At 63.3% G+C, this 17,708-nt stretch carries 19 protein-coding genes and 1 pseudogene; 18 read left to right on the forward strand and 2 right to left on the reverse strand.

The window, feature by feature from the left end:
- Positions 1-18 precede the first annotated feature (18 nt).
- The 18 genes from flgK (at position 19) to HUW53_RS08720 (ending at position 16,521) form a co-directional block, all read left to right on the forward strand.
- Positions 19-1,485, forward strand: coding sequence for a flagellar hook-associated protein FlgK (gene flgK / locus HUW53_RS08635; protein ID WP_237345349.1), 1,467 nt, complete (start codon positions 19-21; stop codon positions 1,483-1,485).
- Positions 1,486-1,490: 5 nt separating this feature from the next.
- The gene (locus HUW53_RS08640; protein ID WP_237345350.1) at positions 1,491-2,531 is read left to right on the forward strand and encodes a flagellar hook-associated family protein; all 1,041 of its coding nucleotides are present in this window, start codon (positions 1,491-1,493) and stop codon (positions 2,529-2,531) included.
- Between the two features lie 20 nt (positions 2,532-2,551).
- Positions 2,552-2,899 (forward strand): flagellar biosynthesis regulator FlaF, encoded by a 348-nt coding sequence (flaF, locus tag HUW53_RS08645; RefSeq protein WP_237345351.1) that lies wholly within the window; start codon positions 2,552-2,554, stop codon positions 2,897-2,899.
- On the forward strand, positions 2,896-3,315 hold the full coding sequence (gene flbT, locus HUW53_RS08650) for a flagellar biosynthesis repressor FlbT (protein ID WP_237345352.1): 420 nt from the start codon (positions 2,896-2,898) through the stop codon (positions 3,313-3,315). The genes flaF and flbT overlap by 4 nt, the downstream gene beginning before the upstream one ends.
- 55 nt (positions 3,316-3,370) lie before the next feature.
- Positions 3,371-3,787, forward strand: a complete 417-nt coding sequence (gene flgD, locus HUW53_RS08655) for a flagellar hook assembly protein FlgD (protein WP_237345353.1) — start codon at positions 3,371-3,373, stop codon at positions 3,785-3,787.
- Positions 3,784-4,050 (forward strand): flagellar biosynthesis protein FliQ, encoded by a 267-nt coding sequence (fliQ, locus tag HUW53_RS08660; RefSeq protein ID WP_237345354.1) that lies wholly within the window; start codon positions 3,784-3,786, stop codon positions 4,048-4,050. The genes flgD and fliQ overlap by 4 nt, the downstream gene beginning before the upstream one ends.
- A gap of 54 nt (positions 4,051-4,104) precedes the next feature.
- Positions 4,105-6,189, forward strand: coding sequence for a flagellar biosynthesis protein FlhA (gene flhA / locus HUW53_RS08665; RefSeq protein WP_237345355.1), 2,085 nt, complete (start codon positions 4,105-4,107; stop codon positions 6,187-6,189).
- The gene (locus tag HUW53_RS08670; RefSeq protein WP_237345356.1) at positions 6,186-6,938 is read left to right on the forward strand and encodes a flagellar biosynthetic protein FliR; all 753 of its coding nucleotides are present in this window, start codon (positions 6,186-6,188) and stop codon (positions 6,936-6,938) included. The genes flhA and HUW53_RS08670 overlap by 4 nt, the downstream gene beginning before the upstream one ends.
- 8 nt (positions 6,939-6,946) lie before the next feature.
- On the forward strand, positions 6,947-7,348 hold the full coding sequence (locus tag HUW53_RS08675) for a hypothetical protein (protein WP_237345357.1): 402 nt from the start codon (positions 6,947-6,949) through the stop codon (positions 7,346-7,348).
- Positions 7,349-7,397: 49 nt separating this feature from the next.
- Entirely contained in the window at positions 7,398-7,952 is a 555-nt protein-coding gene (locus tag HUW53_RS08680; RefSeq protein ID WP_237345358.1) for a rod-binding protein, read from the forward strand.
- Positions 7,949-8,344, forward strand: a complete 396-nt coding sequence (locus HUW53_RS08685) for a hypothetical protein (RefSeq protein WP_237345359.1) — start codon at positions 7,949-7,951, stop codon at positions 8,342-8,344. Before HUW53_RS08680 ends, HUW53_RS08685 begins: the two co-directional genes overlap by 4 nt.
- Complete coding sequence (locus HUW53_RS08690; RefSeq protein ID WP_237345360.1) at positions 8,341-8,841, forward strand: hypothetical protein; 501 nt, start codon at positions 8,341-8,343, stop codon at positions 8,839-8,841. The genes HUW53_RS08685 and HUW53_RS08690 overlap by 4 nt, the downstream gene beginning before the upstream one ends.
- A 14-nt stretch (positions 8,842-8,855) precedes the next feature.
- The gene (locus HUW53_RS08695) at positions 8,856-10,532 is read left to right on the forward strand and encodes a methyl-accepting chemotaxis protein (RefSeq protein ID WP_237345361.1); all 1,677 of its coding nucleotides are present in this window, start codon (positions 8,856-8,858) and stop codon (positions 10,530-10,532) included.
- 100 nt (positions 10,533-10,632) lie between these two features.
- The gene (locus HUW53_RS08700) at positions 10,633-13,464 is read left to right on the forward strand and encodes a hybrid sensor histidine kinase/response regulator (RefSeq protein ID WP_237345362.1); all 2,832 of its coding nucleotides are present in this window, start codon (positions 10,633-10,635) and stop codon (positions 13,462-13,464) included.
- Entirely contained in the window at positions 13,461-13,952 is a 492-nt protein-coding gene (locus HUW53_RS08705) for a chemotaxis protein CheW (RefSeq protein ID WP_237345363.1), read from the forward strand. The genes HUW53_RS08700 and HUW53_RS08705 overlap by 4 nt, the downstream gene beginning before the upstream one ends.
- 150 nt (positions 13,953-14,102) lie before the next feature.
- The gene (locus HUW53_RS08710; RefSeq protein WP_237345364.1) at positions 14,103-14,483 is read left to right on the forward strand and encodes a response regulator; all 381 of its coding nucleotides are present in this window, start codon (positions 14,103-14,105) and stop codon (positions 14,481-14,483) included.
- Positions 14,480-15,667, forward strand: a complete 1,188-nt coding sequence (locus tag HUW53_RS08715; RefSeq protein ID WP_237345365.1) for a protein-glutamate methylesterase/protein-glutamine glutaminase — start codon at positions 14,480-14,482, stop codon at positions 15,665-15,667. The genes HUW53_RS08710 and HUW53_RS08715 overlap by 4 nt, the downstream gene beginning before the upstream one ends.
- Positions 15,664-16,521: a CheR family methyltransferase gene (locus HUW53_RS08720; protein ID WP_237345366.1), complete on the forward strand. Its 858-nt coding sequence runs from the start codon at positions 15,664-15,666 to the stop codon at positions 16,519-16,521. Before HUW53_RS08715 ends, HUW53_RS08720 begins: the two co-directional genes overlap by 4 nt.
- Before the next feature lie 92 nt (positions 16,522-16,613).
- On the opposite strand, the gene HUW53_RS08725 is transcribed toward HUW53_RS08720, so the two are convergent.
- Both HUW53_RS08725 and HUW53_RS08730 read right to left on the reverse strand, forming a co-directional pair.
- Positions 16,614-17,054: a hypothetical protein gene (locus tag HUW53_RS08725; protein ID WP_237345367.1), complete on the reverse strand. Its 441-nt coding sequence runs from the start codon at positions 17,052-17,054 to the stop codon at positions 16,614-16,616.
- 393 nt (positions 17,055-17,447) lie between these two features.
- Positions 17,448-17,633, reverse strand: a pseudogene (locus tag HUW53_RS08730) (transposase); the annotation flags it as partial.
- Between the last annotated feature and the right edge of the window lie 75 nt (positions 17,634-17,708).

Consider the following 17,708-nt stretch of genomic DNA (forward strand, 5'->3'; position numbering starts at 1 on the left):
AGCTTTCGGGGGGTCGTCATGAGTCTTTCAGCCACTTTCAACACCGCGCGTTCGTCGCTGCAGGCTACTTCAACGCGACTGTCCGTGTCGGCGAGCAATGTGGCTTCGGCGGACGACACCTCGACTTCGCGCAAGATCGCGGTTGTGACCACGACCAGCGACGGCGGGTCAAAGGTGGTCAATATTACGCGGGCGTCGGACTCCGCTCTTTACGACCGGATGCTGAGCGCCACGTCGTCGAGTTCCAAGCTGTCGGCCATCGACAGCGGGCTGACCGTCCTGCAGCAGACGGTCGGGGACACCGAGAGCGAGACCTCCCCGGCCGCATTGCTGGGTGTCTTCTCCAGTGCCCTGTCGTCGGCCGCGAACGCGCCCGACGACTCGGCGCTCGCTGCATCCGCCGTGACGGCGGCGCAGAATGTCGCCCAGTCGCTCAATGACGCCTCCGAGACGGTGCAGAAGGTGCGCACCGATGCGGATTCGAGCATCGCCACGTCGGTGTCCAATGTGAACGACCTGTTGGCGAAGTTCCAGGCGGCCAACGACGCGGTGGTGCAGGGGACGGCCATCGGCGCGAACGTGACCGACGCGCTGGACCGGCGGGACGCCATTCTTTCGGATCTGTCCGAGGAAATGGGGATCTCGACCCTCACGCGCGCCAACAACGATGTCGCCATCTATACCGACAGCGGCGTGACCTTGTTCGATAAATCGGCGCGGTCGGTCACCTTCCAGGCGTCCGGCGCGCTTGATGCAACGAGTTCGGGCAATGCGGTCTATGTGGACGGAGTGGCCGTGGCTGGGCCGGGTGCAAGCTCGTCCATGACATTGAAGTCGGGTGCCATCGCCGGCTATGCCGAATTGCGGGACGACGTGGCCGTCACCTACCAGACCCAGCTCGACGAGGTGGCGCGCGGGCTCATCACCGCTTTCGCGGAGACCGATCAGACCGGCGGCACGACCACGCTTGCCGGCCTCTTCACCGCGGGCTCGGGTGATACCTCGGTGCCCTCTTCCCTGGTGGCCGGGCTGGCTGGCAACATTACTGTGAATGCTGCTGCCGACTCCACACAAGGTGGCTCGCCTTTCACGCTGCGCGACGGCGGCATGAACGGCGCCTCTTACGTTTACAATGCGGACTCGGAAGCGAGCTATTCGACACGCTTGACGGAGCTTATCGGCGCGCTGAGTGCGTCGCAGACCTACGATTCGTCTTCACAGTTGGAAAGCGACACCAGCGTGATGACCTTCGCGACGGCTTCGGTGAGCTGGCTCCAGGGGCAGCGTTCGGTGGTGTCGACAAGTCTCGATACTCAAAGTGCGGTTCTCTCACAGACATCAACGGCTTTGTCGTCTGCGACGGGTGTCAATCTCGATGACGAATACGCGCTTCAGCTTGAATTGGAGCGCAGCTATCAGGCTTCATCCAAATTGATCGGTGTCGTGAGCGACCTTTACGATCAACTGTTCAGCGTGATCGGGTGACTGCAATGAAGAGCGGATTTATCTCCACTTTGAACTGGACCACCAGCTCGCTGAAGTCCATGTCCCGGTTGCAGACCGAGATTGCGACCACGACCGCGGAAATTTCCTCGGGCCGGCAGGCGGACGTGGGTCTGACACTTGGTGTGCGCACCGGGCAGAGCGTGTCGTTGTACGCGACCAAAGCGTCGATCGACGCACAAACGCAGTCCAATGCGTTCGCGTCCAACATCCTCAGCACGTCGCAGACGGCGTTGTCGCAGGTTCTCACGAGCGCCAACGATTTTCTCTCCAGCCTGATCACCGGCAGTTCGTCCAGTAGTGACCCGGAAACATTGGTGTCCGAGGCCGATGGTGCCTTGTCCACCTTGATCGACAATCTCAATACCGCGGACGGTCAGCGCTATGTGTTCGGTGGCACGAACAGTTCAGTCGCGCCCATGGTGGCCTATGAGGACGGTCCTGAAACCGCGGTGATCGATGCGTTCACCACCGCGTTCGGTGTGGATCCCAGCGATTCGTCGGTGAGCGCCATTTCCGCGGACGACATGAGTGACTTTCTGGATGGCGCTTTCGCGGATCTGTTTTCCGATCCGGGATGGGGAAATACGTGGTCGAATGCGTCGGATCAGGCTCTGACGAGTCAGGTGTCCAGCAGTTCGTCGCGGCTCGAGATCTCGACCACGGCCAATACCTCGGGCATGCGCAACCTGACCATGGCGCTGACGATGGTGGCAAAGCTTGGGACCGCCAATCTTTCGGCCGAGACGCGCGCAGTTGTGATCGACAAGGCGACGCAACTCGCTGGGGCCTCGGTGGCGCAAATCACCACCGCCAGCGCCAATCTTGGCGTGACGCAGACGCGCATAGACAGCGCGAATAGTGTCCTGAGCAGTGCAGGTAGTCTGGTTGATACGCAGATTACCAATCTTGAAGGGGTGGACACCGCCGAGGCGAAGACGAAGCTGGATAATCTGACGACACAGCTCCAGATGTCTTACTCCACGACGGCGACGCTGATGCAGTTGTCTCTTCTTGATTATGCCTGATCCCACACAAGAGGGTCGCCATGTACAAATTCGCATACGCGGAAATTCTTGACGAAGCTGGCAGCGCGGGTCGCGATCGCGAACGCCAGGCGTTCGATCATGTCATGGATCTGCTCACGGAGGCGCAGGCGGCCGGGGCCGACTCGCCGGAGCTGCGCTCTGCGTTGCTGACTGTGCAGAAGCTGTGGCGCTTCCTGATCTCTGACCTGGCGGATTCTCAGAACGAGCTGCCGCAGACGTTGCGGGTGAATCTCGCCTCGCTTGGGCTTTGGATCATTCAGGAGGCGGATCGCATTCTCAACGATCCGTCGCGGGATATCTCGCTGTTGGTTGATGTCAACAGAAGCATTCGGGATGGCCTGAAATGAGTAAAGCCATGCGTATATCGTTGAAGGCCGGTGAGAAGATCTATGTCAACGGCGCTGTGTTTTGCGCCGACCGGAAGGTGACGCTTGAACTGCTGAACGATGCCGTCTTCCTGCTGGAGGGGCATGTGATGCAGGTGCAGGACACCAGCACGCCCCTGCGCCAGCTCTATTTTATCGTGCAGTCGGTTCTCATGAGCCCCAACAGCGCGAAAGAAGCGCGCCGCCTCGCGGTGAATCACCTGGCGGCGCTGTTGGGTGCTTATTCCAATCCGGAGATGCTGGCGCAGCTCCGGCAGGTGAATGCACTCCTTGCGGAAGATCGATGCTTCGACGTGCTGCGGCAGTTGCGTCAGCTGTTTCCGTTGGAAGATGCGATCATCGAAGGTGCGCCGCAGCCGCAGTGCGAAGTGGCCTGAAGAACCGGTTCGCGCAGGTTTCATCGTGCATGAGTGACGGTGGAAAGGAGCCACAATGACTTCGGTATCGAGCGCAACAAGCAGTACGAGCACGACGAGTTCGACCAGTTCCACGTCGTCGACCGCCTCTGCGACATCCATCGATTATGATGCGTTCCTCCAGCTTCTGGTGGCGCAGTTGCAGAATCAGGATCCAACCGATCCGATGGATTCGACGGCCTATCTGTCGCAGCTCGCGTCCTTCTCTCAGGTGGAGCAGCAGGTCAGCACGAATTCGAAACTCGACGCCTTGCTGACGTCCACCGCGCTGCAGACAGCGGACTCGGCGATCGGCAAGACGCTGACCTCGGCCGATGGCACGATTTCGGGAACGGTGTCCTCGGTGCAGATCACCAGCGATGGCGTGGTGGCGACCCTGACGGACGGTCAGACGGTCACCATCGAAGACGGCGTGGAATTGAGCGGGTCGTGAACGAGGCCGATGCTCTGGATCTGGTCAATACGGCCATCTGGACCGTGTTGGTGGCTGCCGGGCCGGCGGTTATGGCGGCGATGGTGGTCGGTATTCTCATCGCTTTGTTTCAGGCGTTGACACAAATCCAGGAAATGACGTTGACCTTCATTCCGAAGATCATCGCGGTTCTGGGCGTAGCTGCCTTGACGGGATCCTTCATGGGATCGCACATCATGGCTTTCACTGAAGAGATCTACGGTCGCATCGCGATCGGCTACTAGGACGGCGGGCAGGGATGGGGCGAAGGGTCTTGATGCTGGGCGGAGCTTGAGCGCATGGCCGACATCCCTGCTTCCGATAATCCTGCGACACGGTCGCGGCGCGATATCGGCTTCGCCATGGGGATCGTGGCGATCCTCGGCATCATGTTCTTGCCGATTCCGCCGCTGCTTATCGACCTGGGGCTGGCGCTGTCCATCGCCCTTTCGGTCCTGATCCTGATGGTGTCGTTGTGGATCAACAAGCCACTCGAATTTTCAGCCTTTCCCACGGTGTTGCTGATCGCCACACTCCTGCGCCTTGGCCTCGGGGTGGCCACGACGCGCCTGATCTTGTCCCATGGCAGCGACGGCGTGCACGCGGCGGGGCAGATCATCGCCGGCTTCTCGCAGCTGGTCATGAGCGGCGACTTCGTGATCGGCATCGTGGTGTTCGTGATCCTGGTGACGGTGAACTTCCTCGTCATCACCAAGGGTGCCACCCGTATCGCCGAGGTGGGTGCGCGCTTCACCCTCGATGCCATCCCCGGCAAGCAGATGGCCATCGACGCCGATCTCAACGCTGGCCTGATCGATGATCGTGAGGCGCAACGCCGGCGTGCCGAGTTGGAGGAGGAAAGCGCCTTCTTCGGCTCCATGGACGGCGCCTCGAAGTTCGTGCGCGGCGAGGCGGTGGCGAGCCTCATCATCATCGCCGTGAATATTTTCGGTGGCATCATCATCGGCGTCACGCGCCACGGCATGCCGATCGGCGATGCCGCGAACATTTTCACGCGCCTGTCCGTGGGCGACGGTCTGGTGGCGCAGATTCCGGCCCTGATCGTTTCACTTTCGGCCGGCCTGCTGGTCTCGAAGGGGGGGACGCGGGGACGCGCGGAAACGGCGGTCCTGGGCCAGCTCGGGGCCTATCCACGGGCGCTGTTCGTGGCGGCGGGGCTGATGTTTTCCATGGCCTTGGTGCCGGGTCTGCCGCTGGCGCCCTTCGCCTTCCTGGGCGGGGTCATGGCGTTTGTGGGCTATTCCATTCCCAAGCAGCTCGCCAAGAAACAGGCCGCTGAGGCGCAGAAGGTGGAAGCGGAGCGGCAACGCAAGGAACGCGAAGCGCGCGAATCGGTGAAGGAAAGCCTGCGCACCCCGGAGATCGAGGTGTGCGTGGGCAAGCAACTGGCCGGGCAGGTGCTGCGCACGCCCACCGAGCTGACCAACCGCATTGGCAAGATGCGGCGCAAGTTCGCGGTGCGGTATGGGTTCGTGGTGCCGGATATCCGCATGACGGAGAGCCTTCAGGTGCCCTCCAAGGGCTATCAGATCAAGATCCACGGTACGGTCGTCGCGGCGCAGGCGATGCGCATCGGCGAGTTCCTGGTGGTGGTGGGCGACGGCCCCAAGCCCGATGTGCCGGGCGAGGAGGTGCGCGAGCCCGCCTTCGGGATGAAGGCGATGTGGGTTGCGGAGGCCTATGGCGCGGAGGTGAAACGCGAGGGTTTCGCGCCCGTGGACAATTTGACGGTCATCCTCACGCATTTGAGCGAGGTGATCGCCAATAACCTGCCGCAGCTGTTGTCGTACAAGGATATGCGCGGGCTGCTGGATCGGCTCGACCCGGAATATAAGAAGCTGATCGACGACATCTGCCCGTCGCAGATCTCCTCCTCGGGCCTGCAGGCGGTCTTGAAGCTGCTGCTGGCCGAGCGCGTCTCCATCCGCAACCTCAACTTGATCCTGGAAGCGGTCGCGGAGATCGTGCCCCATGCCCGGCGATCGGAACAGGTGGCGGAGCATGTGCGCATGCGCATGGCGCAGCAGATCTGCGGTGATCTTTCCGAGGGCGGGGTGCTGAACGTGCTGCGTCTCGGCGCCAAGTGGGACTTGGCCTTTCACCAGAGCCTGAAGCGGGATGCCAAGGGTGAAGTGGTGGAATTCGACATCGATCCGCGTCTGGTGGAGCAGTTCGGGGCGGATGCGGGCGCGGCCATTCGTGAGCGACTGAAGACCGGTGCCGCCTTCGTTCTGGTCACGGCGCCCGACGCTCGGCCTTATGTGCGCATGATCGTGGAGCGCATGTTCCCGTCCCTGCCGGTGCTATCACATGTGGAGATTGCACGCGGCGTCGAAATCAAGTCGCTCGGAACGATCTCGTGAACGAGGCCGCCAGCCTCGCGGTGCTGGTCGCCATGCTGGTGTTCTGCCGCATCGGCGCCTGTCTGATGCTGCTGCCGGGTCTCGGCGGCCGCAACGTGCCGATGCAGGTTCGCCTTTTCATCGCGGTGGCGCTCAGCCTCGCTTTCGTGCCGATCGTATATGGCGTGGTGGCGGCCAAGGTGGAGCATGCCACCATCGCCCGGCTGGCCGGCGCGATCGTCGCGGAGCTGCTGACGGGCGCGCTGCTTGGCTTTCTGGTGCGCATCTACATCGCTGCGCTGGAGACGCTGATGAACTTCGCGGCCCAAGCCATTGGGCTGGCGGGCATCGCGGGGATGTCGGTGGACGATGTGTCGCTGCCGTCACTCGCGACGCTGTTTTCGTTCAGCGCCATTGCGCTGATCTTCATCGGCGACCTACACTTGGAATTAGTACGGGGGCTGCTCGACAGCTATCGGCGCCTGCCTCCGGGCGAACTGTTCGGGTTCGGGGCGGCCCTGGCCAGTGTCGTCGACCAGTTCACGGAAAGCTTCCTGGTTGCGCTGCGCGTGGCAAGCCCGTTCGTGCTTTATTCCATCGGGATGAATCTGGCGGTCGGTCTCATCAACAAGTTCACGCCGCAGATCGCGGTGTATTTCATCGCAACGCCGTTCATCATGGCGGGCGGCCTGCTTCTGCTCTATCTGGGCATGTCGCAGTTTCTCTCGCTGTTCGTGATGGCGCTGGGGAATTGGCTGCGGACACATTGAGGGCCGGGATGAAGGAGCGCTTGAAGAAGGCCGAGCGAATCCGTGTGGTGCGCGAGCAGCTGCAGCGTTCGGCGGAATGGCGGCTGGCAGCGCTTGCGCGTGAGCAGGCGGCGATCGAAGATCAGCGCCGGGCACTTCTGCTCACGGTCGCCGACGACCTGTTCGGCCCTATGCTGCTGGAGCAGGCGGTCAAGCGCCTGGGACGGCTCGCGACCGATGCCGAGCAGGCGGACGCGCGAAAGAAGGCGCAGGAACAACGCGTCAAGGAGGAAGCGCTGGCGCTCAAACGGGCCGAACATGTGGCCGATGAGGCCCGCCGTGACGCCCAAACGGCCGAAGAGCGCACGCTCACCGCGGAGATCGCGGAGGCCAGCGCGCTACGGGGGCGCCGGGATGCAAGCTTCACATAAGCATAGGGTTTCAGCATGAAGCCTGTTGTGGTCTATGGGAGCGGCAGCCATGGGCATTAGCCCACCCACCGATCTTGTTGTCGATGTGATGAAGAATGCGCAGACCTCGCGCGTGCAGCAGGTCGTAAGCAAGCTCAAGGCCCTCTCGGTTGGCGGCGGCGCGGACTTCGGCGCGACGATGACAAGCACGGGGGCGAGCGGAACGGCGGCTTCCGCTGCGCCGCAAACCGCTGATGAGCAAGCCCAGGCGCAGGCGGCAGCGGCAACGCCGAGCGGTCTGACGTTCTCGGGAACGACCCTCACCTCGCTGCGCAATGCCCATGCGCTGAGCAACCGCCCTGTGCAGCAATTCTCGACCACCCAGCCGCCGGCGGCCACGTTGAAGAAGTTCGAGGGTATGGTGCTTGCCAAGTTCCTCGATACGATGATGCCTCAGACGAGTTCCGTTTTTGGAAGCGGCACCGCCGGGTCGGCCTGGAAGACCATGCTGACGGAAAAGATCGGCAACAGCATCGCCGACGTCGGTGGAATTGGCATCGCCGCGAGCATCGCACGGGCGAACGCGGCCCGCGGTTCGGGCGGCGGCAATGGAGATGGGGCATGAGCGCACCCTCAAGCGTGGCGTCCGGTGCGGTTGTGACTCCGGCGGTGGCCACGCTGCTGAGCGCGATCGACCATCTGGAAGAGGCTCTCGACGCGGAGACGACCGCTTTCGAGACCCGCACGCCGTTCGACATTGAGGAGATCAATCGCCGCAAGAGCCGGTGCTTGCTGGAGTTGAGCCGTGCCGCGCGGGCCCTGCCGCAGATCGCGGATGCCGATCTGGTGGCGCGCGTCGGGGTGCTCAAGGCGAAGTTGGAGCGCAACAGCTATGTGCTCTCGGTTCAGCTCGCCGCGGCGCAGGAAGTGGCCGCAATTCTCGATCGCGCCATGCGCGAGTCGGAGTCCGATGGAACCTATTCGGCCATGGCCGGGCGTGGTGAGAAGTGGGGATGATACGCTTCATCATCATTGGGGTCTGGGTGTGTGTCGTGGCTCTTGCCTCGACCTATGCCGCAGCCTATTGGGTGACAGGCTCGGAGCATGGAAAGGCCGAGGATTCCTACCTTTCTGGTCTTGAATACCGGCGGTTGCCTGTCATTACGGTTCCAATGGTCATCGACGGGTCGGTGAAGGGCTATGTATTGGTGAAGCTCGTGTTTACGGCGGATGCGTCCCTCCTTCGCAAGATGCCGATCGATCCGGGTATTTTCGCGGTCAATGCAGCGTTTCAGGAAATTTACGTCAACGGTCGCGTCGAAGGGGGGAAGATGGCGAAGTACAATCTCCCCGAGATGCTGGAACGAATTCGGCAGGCGACGAATGCGCATTTGAATGGTGACGTGGTTCGGGAGGTGCTGGTGGACTCCCTCAACTATGTCGACAAGACGGATCTGCGCAGCGGGCCGCTCCCCGCACCGAATTCGGCAGAAGGTGAACGGCAGCGTAAATAGTAACGGGGTGGGGCATGAAGATCGCGGGGAAGATCCATTCAATCGTCGCGGTGCTGGGCGCGGCGGCGGTGGCCGTGTGCGCGGTATCGATCGTCGGGGTGATTGCGGTTTCTGGGGTCGGGGAGCGCCTCGATAACGTCTGGCAGCGCGCCTTCCTCGCGGAACGGGTCAATAAGGACGTGGCGATGGTCACGGTGAACACCCGCGGTGTTTATGTTGCGAAAAGCGATGTGGACGTGCGGGTGGCGGCCAACGAGACCGAAAAGGCTCTGACTCAGTTGCTCAACGACGTCGGCGCGCTCAAGACCGCGACCCCGCCGAACATGCGGGACGGGGTGCAGAAGCTGTCGGGCGATGTCAATGCTTTCGCCGGTCTGGTGCGGGAGATCCTCAAGGCGTCGCTGGCCAGTGGCGCTCAGGCCGCGATGACGGCGGGTGGCGGTCTGGCCACGAACGTCGCGATCCGCACGGCGCTTCAGAAGGGCCTGGAGCGTAATGCCTCCGAGATCCGGGAGGAGCTCGATCCCCTGCGTGCGGAACAGGCGGAAACGCGTCAGTGGACGCTTTGGGCACTGATCGCGTTTACGGTCGTGGGGCTGGTGGCTGGCGTCGGTTCCGCGCTCTACATCGGCACGAGCAAGCTGAGCCGGCCGCTCCGGCAGGTGTCCTCGGCCATTCAGAAGCTCGCGGCGGGGGATCTCGACGTCGCTCTCTCGCAGAAGCGTGCCAAGGACGAGATCGGTGATCTGTGGAATGCGACGGAGCAGTTGAAGGCCGAGTTGCTTGCGGCTGAAGAGGCCCGTCGAGACCAGCAGGCTGCGGCCGTGCGGGCGGTAGAGGAAAAGCGCGCCGATATGCACCGCCTCGCCGAGGAGTTCGATCGCGCGGTGACCGATGTGGTCCAGACCGTGTCCGATGCGGTCGGCGTGCTGGAGCGCAACGCCGGCTCCATGCGGTCTTCCGCCGAGGAGACATCGCGTCAGTCCACGGTCGTGGCGGCCGCTGCGGAGCAGGCGACGAGCAATGTGCAGACGGCGGCCTCTGCCGCTGAAGAACTGGCGGCCTCCGTGCGCGAGATCAGCAGTCAGGTGACCGTGTCGGCCAAGGTCGCCCGCGAGGCGAATACCCAGGCCAACGGGACCGCGGAAGTGGTGCGTGGGCTTGCCACCAGTGCCGGGCGCATCGGGCAGGTGGTCAACCTCATTACGGATATCGCATCGCAGACCAACCTTCTGGCGCTCAACGCCACCATCGAGGCTGCCCGCGCGGGCGAGGCCGGGCGGGGCTTCGCGGTAGTGGCGCAGGAGGTGAAGAGCCTCGCGGAGCAGACCTCAAAGGCGACGGAGGAAATCTCTGGTCAGATCGGCGAGGTGCAGCGCGCCACCGATGAGGTTGTGCACGCCATCGAGGCCATCAGCGGAACGATCCGCAAGATCGACGAGATCTCGAGCGCCATCGCGGCGGCCATCGAGGAGCAGGGCACCGCCACTGGCGAGATTGCGCAGAATGTGCACCAGGCCGCACAGGGCACGCAGGAGGTTTCCGCTTCCATCACCGGCGTCAGCTCGGCGGCGGCGGATACGGGCCGGGCGTCGGGTGACATCGTCAACGCCGCGAGCAATCTGTCGTCCCAGGCCACGCATCTGCGCAGCCAGGTGACAGCCTTCATTTCGCGCGTGCGCGCCGCCTGACCTCGGCGGCGACCAGGATTACGGCCCGCGCCGCGGGAGGCGGCGCGGGATATTCGGCAAAGCTCAGACAGGCACACCCTGTCTTCTCGGAGTTGAGACGATGGACGACCTGCTGCAGGAATTCCTGACGGAAACGAACGAAAGTCTCGACGTGGCCGACGTGGAGCTGGTCAAGTTCGAGCAGGATCCGAACAATGCGGATATCCTGAACAATATTTTCCGTCTGGTGCACACCATAAAGGGCACCTGCGGCTTCATCGGCCTCACGCGGCTGGCCGCGCTCGCCCATGCGGCCGAAACCCTGATGGGCAAGTTCCGCGACGGTCGGCCGGTGACCGCCGATGCCGTGAGCCTGGTGCTCACCACCATGGATCGCATCAAGTGGATCCTCTCGTCCATCGAGGAAAATAACGGACAGGAACCGGAAGGGGTCGACGCGGACCTGATCGGCTTGCTGGAGGCGCTGGCGGCCACCGAGCTGCCGCCGCCGGAGCCGGAGCCTGTTCCGGAGCCCCCCGCGCCCAAGGTCGAGGCCGCGCCGCAGGCCTTGGAGCGGGAGCTGCTGCCGGGCGAGATTTCCCTCGACGAGCTTGAGCGCCTGTTCCGCGAGACCAAGGTCGAGCTGCCGGCGCGAGGCAAAGACAAGCCGGCAGCCCCCAACGTCGCGGCATCCGAGGCACCGGCCGCAGCCGGCAGTTCGGCTTCCGCCGCGGCTTCTGTTCCTGCTGCGGCCACGGCTGCGGTGCCGGCTCCGGTTTCGAGTTCGGGCGCGGTGGCCGTTGCCGATGCGGCCCGCCCGCCGGTAGCGCAGCGGCCGGCTGGCCTGGTACCCACCGGGGTGCCCGCCAACGCGGAGGAGGGGCACGCGTCGGCGCTTTCCGCGCAGACGATCCGTGTCAGCGTCGGGGTGCTTGAGCAGCTGATGACCATGGTGTCGGAGCTTGTTCTCACCCGCAATCAATTGATGGAGATCGCGCGGCGCGAGGGGGATTCCGAATACAAGGTCTCGCTGCAGCGGTTGTCGAACGTGACCGGCGAACTGCAGGACGCTGTGATGCGTGCGCGCATGCAGCCGATCGGAAACGCGTGGCAGAAGCTGCCGCGCATCGTGCGCGACCTCGGCCAGGAGTTGGGCAAGCAGATCGAACTGGACCAGATCGGTGCCGATACGGAGCTCGATCGGCAGGTGCTCGACCAGATCAAGGACCCGCTGACCCACATGGTGCGGAATTCCGCCGACCATGGCCTGGAGACGCCGGAGGAGCGCCGCGCCGCGGGGAAGCCGGAAAAGGGCATCATTCGCCTGTCCGCCTATCACGAGGGCGGTCATGTGATCGTCGAGATCGCGGACGATGGACGCGGTCTCAACGTGGCACGCATCAAGTCGAAGATCGTCGAGCGCAAGCTGGCGACCGAGGCCGAAGTGGCGAAGATGACGGACGTGCAGGCGTTCCGTTATATCTTCCAAGCCGGCTTCTCGACCGCGGACAAGGTGACGAGCGTCTCCGGCCGCGGCGTGGGCATGGACGTGGTGCGCACCAATATCGAGGCCATCGGCGGCACGATCGAGGTGCATTCGAAGCTCGGCCAGGGCTCCGCGTTCGTCATCAAGATCCCGCTGACCCTCGCCATCGTGCCGGCGCTGATCGTTCGCGCCGCCGAGGAACGCTTCGCGCTGCCTCAGAGCGCGGTGGTCGAACTGGTGCGCGTGCAGCCGGGCACCGACCACGCAGTGACGTGGTTTAACGATGTGCCAGTGCTCTGCCTGCGTGACAAGCTGCTGCCCATCGTCGCGTTGGGAACGCTGCTGGGCCTGAGCCCCGAAGGCGACGCCCGGCGCAAGGACCAATGGACCGACGCGCTGATCGTCGTGTTGCGGGTGGGGGCGGAGACCTTCGGCGTGGTGGTGGACGCGGTTTCGCACACGGAAGAGATCGTGGTGAAGCCCATGTCGACGGCGCTGCGTCAGGTGCCGATGGTTTCCGGTTGCACCATCCTTGGCGACGGGCGCGTCATCATGATCGTGGATCCGTCCGGCCTCGCGCAGGGCGCGGCCGCACGCGGCGCGGAGGCGGGGGAAATGGACCTTTCCGCGGCGGACAAGGGCCATCACGCGGTGGCGGAGGATCGCACCTCGCTGCTGCTGTTCCGGGCGGGCGCGACCGAGCCGAAGGCGGTGCCACTCGGTCTTGTCACCCGCATCGAGGAGCTGGATGTTTCCGGCATCGAGCGCGTGAAGGGCTATCCGGTGATCCAGTATCGGGGCAGCCTGATCCCGGTGCTCTACGCAAACGAGGAAGTCAGCCGCGTCAAGGACGGGACCCAGCCTATGCTGGTGTTCTCCGCCGATGGCCGGGTGATGGGCCTTCTGGTGGACGAAATCGTGGACATCGTCGAGACCGTTCTCGACATGCAGCTCTCGCCATCCGGCATGCCCGAGGTGCTGGGGGCGGCGGTGGTGGCCGGGCAGGCGACCGAGATCCTGGATGTGGGTTTCTACATCAACGTCGCCTTTGGCGAGCGGTTCGAGCAGCTGGTGCGGGTTGAAGCCCGTCCGAAGCTGCTGCTGGTGGACGACAGCGCCTTCCATCGTGATCTGCTTGCGCCGGTGCTGAAGGGCAACGGTTACGATGTTACCACCTGCAGCTCGGCGCGGGAGGCGCTGGACCGGTTGGGGGATGACGCGCGCTTCGACGCCATCGTCAGCGACCTGGAGCTTCCCGACATGGATGGCTTTGCCTTGGCGGCGGCGGTTCGCGACAATCCGCGAAATCGCGACCTGCCGATCATCGCGGTCAGCGCGGCGCGCGATCGGGAAACCATCGAGCGCGGGCGCGCCGCGGGCTTCACCGACTATGTGGCCCGGTATGATCGCGCGGGCCTCATCGAGGCCTTGAAGGAATTCGCCGGACGACAGGGAGCCGCAGCATGAGCGAGCACGTTCCAGCGTTGATCGGAACCCCGGTCGGCACCCAGCAGCAATATGTGACGGTCCGCATCGCCTCGCAGCTGTTCGGGCTTCCCATCGAGATGGTTCATGAGGTGTTCGCGCCGGATGCCATCACCCGCGTGCCGCTGTCTCCGGCGGCGATTGCCGGTGTGCTCAATCTGCGCGGGCGCATCGTCACCATGCTGAACATGCGGTGCCTGCTGGGGCTGCCGCCCGCCGAGGGGCGCGGCATGGCGGTGGGCATCGAGCACGATGGTGAGGCCTTCGGGCTCATGATCGACGATGTGGGTGAAGTTCTCGGGCTCGATGCGGCCAAGCGCGAGCCGAATCCCTCCAATCTCGATCCGCGCTGGGCGGCCGTGGCGGCGGGTGTTCATCGCCTGTCCGGCGAGCTCATGCTGATCTTGAACGTGGATCTGGTGCTGCGCGGAGCCGGTACGGTGAAGGCGGCGGTGGTGTCTCGCTACTGACGCGGTTCGCCCGCAGGGGCTGGGAGCGCGACAATTTGATCTGTCATCGGTTCGGTGACGCACGCTAATGCTATCGGTGCATGCCTCATGGCGGTTTCTGCCGGCGAGCCGGTGCCAGCTTCACTCGAAGGCGCTCGAGGAGCTTCACATATGAAGACCTGTCTCGTGGTGGATGATTCCGGCGTGGTGCGAAAAATTGCACGACGCATTCTGGAACGTCTCGGTTTCCTGGTCGAAGAGGCCGTCAACGGGCAGAACGCCCTCGAATCCTGCGACCGAGCCATGCCGGATGTCATTCTGCTCGACTGGGAAATGCCGGTTGTCAGCGGCATAGAGTTTTTGCGTCTGCTCAGGGCACGCGAAGGCGGAACAGTGCCGAAGGTGATCTTCTGCACCAGCCTGAATGACATGTCCCATATCGCCGAAGCCCTTGAGGCGGGTGCGGACGAATACATCATGAAACCGTTCGACGACGAAATCCTGCATGAAAAGCTGGAAGCGGTAGGTCTGGCGGAGAAGGATCTTCTGTGACGGTTTCCCGCTCTGCTCCCGATTCGCCCACGCAGGCTCCACTCATCCGGGTGATGGTCGTGGACGATTCCGTGTTCGTCCGCGGTATTGTCGCGCGCTGGCTGGGCGAAGATCCGACGCTTGAAGTGGTGGCCACCCATGCCAATGGACGGCGGGCGGTGGACGACATGGCTCGGTCCCAGCCCGACGTAGTCATTCTCGACCTCGAAATGCCGGAAATGGATGGGCTGACGGCGTTGCCGCTCATCTTGAAGCAGAGGCCGGGTACGATGGTGGTGGTTGCCTCCACGCTGACGCGTCGGGGGGCTGAGGTGAGCCTGAAGGCACTGACCCTCGGTGCGGCGGATTATCTGCCGAAGCCGGAGGCCGGTGCCGGCATGTTCAACGCGGACGACTTCAAGCGGGAGTTGATCGCGAAGGTCCGCAGCCTGGGTGCGAAGGCGCAGCGTCGACGTGGCGTGGCCGATGCGGGGCGCGCTGCGGCGCCCAGCGGTGTGCCGGCGCCCCGCGCGGTTGCTGGAGCCGGAGCGGCGGCCGCGATCACGCCGCGGCCTGCTGCGTCCGCTGCGGCAATGCGACTGCGGCCCTATTCCATGTCGCCGGTGGCGGTGTTGGCGGTGGGCAGTTCCACCGGTGGGCCTCAGGCTCTCACCCGGCTATTTACGGAGATCGGCCCGCACCTGAAGCATATTCCGGTCCTCATCACCCAGCACATGCCGCCGACGTTCACCGCGATTCTGGCTGAGCATGTCGGTCGCGCCGCTGGCCTTCCAGCCGCGGAGGGGACGGATGGAACGGTGGTTCAGCCGGGCCATATTTATGTGGCTCCGGGCGGTCTTCACATGTTGGTGGAAAAGACGGCAGCTGGCGTTGTTCTCCGCCTTTCGGACGCTCCGCCCGTCAATTTCTGCAAGCCGGCTGTGGACCCCATGTTCACAGCGATATCGGCTGCGTACCGACAAGGGGTGCTTGCGCTTGTTTTGACCGGGATGGGAAGCGACGGGGCGAAGGGCGGCGGCGTGGTGGCGGATGCCGGGGGCAGCGTCATCGTTCAGGATGAAGAAACGAGTGTTGTGTGGGGCATGCCCGGTGCGACTGCCACGGCCGGAAACGCCTGCGAGATCCTGCCCTTGGACGGCATCGGCCGTAAGGTGGTCCGGTTGGTGGAAGGGGGGCGCCGGTGATTAATGCTTCCGATTATGATTTTTTCGTACGCTTTCTGAAGCAGAAATCGGGTTTGCAGCTATCTGACGACAAGCATTACTTGCTCGAAAGTCGCCTGATGCCGCTGTTGCGGAAATTCGACGTTCCGGACTTCTCGAAGCTCGCGGCTATGCTGCGGGACGGCTCTTCAACCATCATCGCCGCTGCCGTGGTCGAGGCCATGACCACGAACGAAACCTTGTTTTTCCGGGACAAGGCGCCGTTCGAGGACTTCACGCGTACGATGCTGCCGGCATTGAGTGCGGCCCGGCCTCCGGGACACCGCCTGCGGATATGGTGTGCGGCGGCGTCGAGCGGGCAGGAGCCCTATTCTCTGGCTATTCTGTTGCTGGAGAACCCTGGGCTCGTTGGCCGACGTGAGGTGGAGATCCTGGGCACGGATCTGTCCAATGACGTGCTCGATCGCGCGCGCGCGGGCCGATATAATCAATTCGAAGTTCAGCGTGGCATGGGCGTTCAGATGCTCATGAAGTATTTCACCAAGGTCGGAGATTCGTGGGAAGTCAAAGAGCAGGTCAGGAAGATGGTTCAGTTCCGGAAGTTCAATCTCCTGGAACCCTTTTCCGGCATGGGCACATTTGACATTGTATTTTGCCGGAACGTCCTGATTTATTTTGATCCGCCGACGAAGACGGATATTCTTGCCCGTATTGCGCGCGTATTGGCGCCCGACGGCTATCTGGTACTCGGCGCGGCTGAGACCGTGATCGGTGTAGGGGAGGCCTTCAAACCCTTGCCGCAGCATCGTTGCACCTATGTGCCGTGTGCAGCCTCAATGGAGAGGCGTCCGTCTCCGTTTGGCATCAAGGTTTGACTGCAAGCGGGCCTGAGGCCGGGATCCGGGACTGGCGGCGAAAGCGCATGTTGGGTTTTCGTGCCGAGGGGCTTCTTACGTTCGGGTCGATCTCAAGCAATGGGCGCGGGCGCGAAGAGGTCGTCATTGGGCTCGGGATCTGTTCCGGGTATTCCAGTTCCGGAGCAGCTGCCGGCGAATTGCGCGACGAGGCGCCACAAACGTTGCCCGAATGGTGGGGCCAAGGCGCCGCCGATTCTCGCGACGAACATGTCCTTCGCTGGAAAAGGGCTTGCGCGGATAGACGTCATCCTCACTCCTGAATGGGCGGGGTCGACGTTGGAACTATTGTGACCATTGGTCCGCATCCGAAGCTTCACCGCGCCGCTCGTCAGTTTCTGGGTGCTGCTGATGAAGGCCTTCGCCCATAGCCTGACGGCAGCGATGAGGGCCAAGCCGAGGCCGCTCTCGGCCGTCGAGTTGTATCGGCTGTGGCGAGTCGGCAGGAGTTTCTCAGCTTGTCGAAGCAGCGCTCGATCCTGTTTGCAGGACATAGAAGTGATCGTCGACGGGGATCTGGATCTTCCGGCTTCGGCGCGTCGGGTTCATCGGCATGACACCGCGAGTCTCCATCACCTCCCGGACGTGGTCGGAATCGTAGCCGCGACCGGCCCGAAGGCCTTTCGGCGCTGGTCCGTCGCCATCGAGGAGCGGTAGGGCGCGGGTGTCGTCGTCGGCCTGGTCCGACGGGACGTCGACAGCTATGAGGAGCTCGATGCTGTTGGTGCACAGATGCATTTTGGTGGAAAACGCAGCTCGCGAGCACCCGAGACTCTGTCTCGCTGTCCGTGCCTTTCACCAGCGGGCCAGCGGTGCGCCCCGATGACGGTGATGCCGATCATATGAAGCGTCTCGCCGCCCCCTTCGGCGTCATTTAGGCCGTCGACTCATAGACTCAGACACCAGATCCTCGCAGCGACGAGTTTGACGGCGGCGAGGAAGTTGGCTGGGTCTTTGTCATAACGTGTGGCGATGCCTCGGAACTGTTTGATCCGGTTGAAGAACCTCTCCACAAGGTTACGCTGCCTATAGACCCAGCTCGAAAAGGCGAAGCGGCCCTTGCGATTCGGCGGTGTGGACGGTTTTCCGCCGGTTGAGGCGGAGGGGATTCCCTTTTTGTGCTTTCGGTGATTCATAGCGGGTCGGCT

The sequence above is a fragment of the Xanthobacter agilis genome (genome assembly GCF_021730435.1).
Taxonomy (GTDB): domain Bacteria; phylum Pseudomonadota; class Alphaproteobacteria; order Rhizobiales; family Xanthobacteraceae; genus Xanthobacter; species Xanthobacter agilis.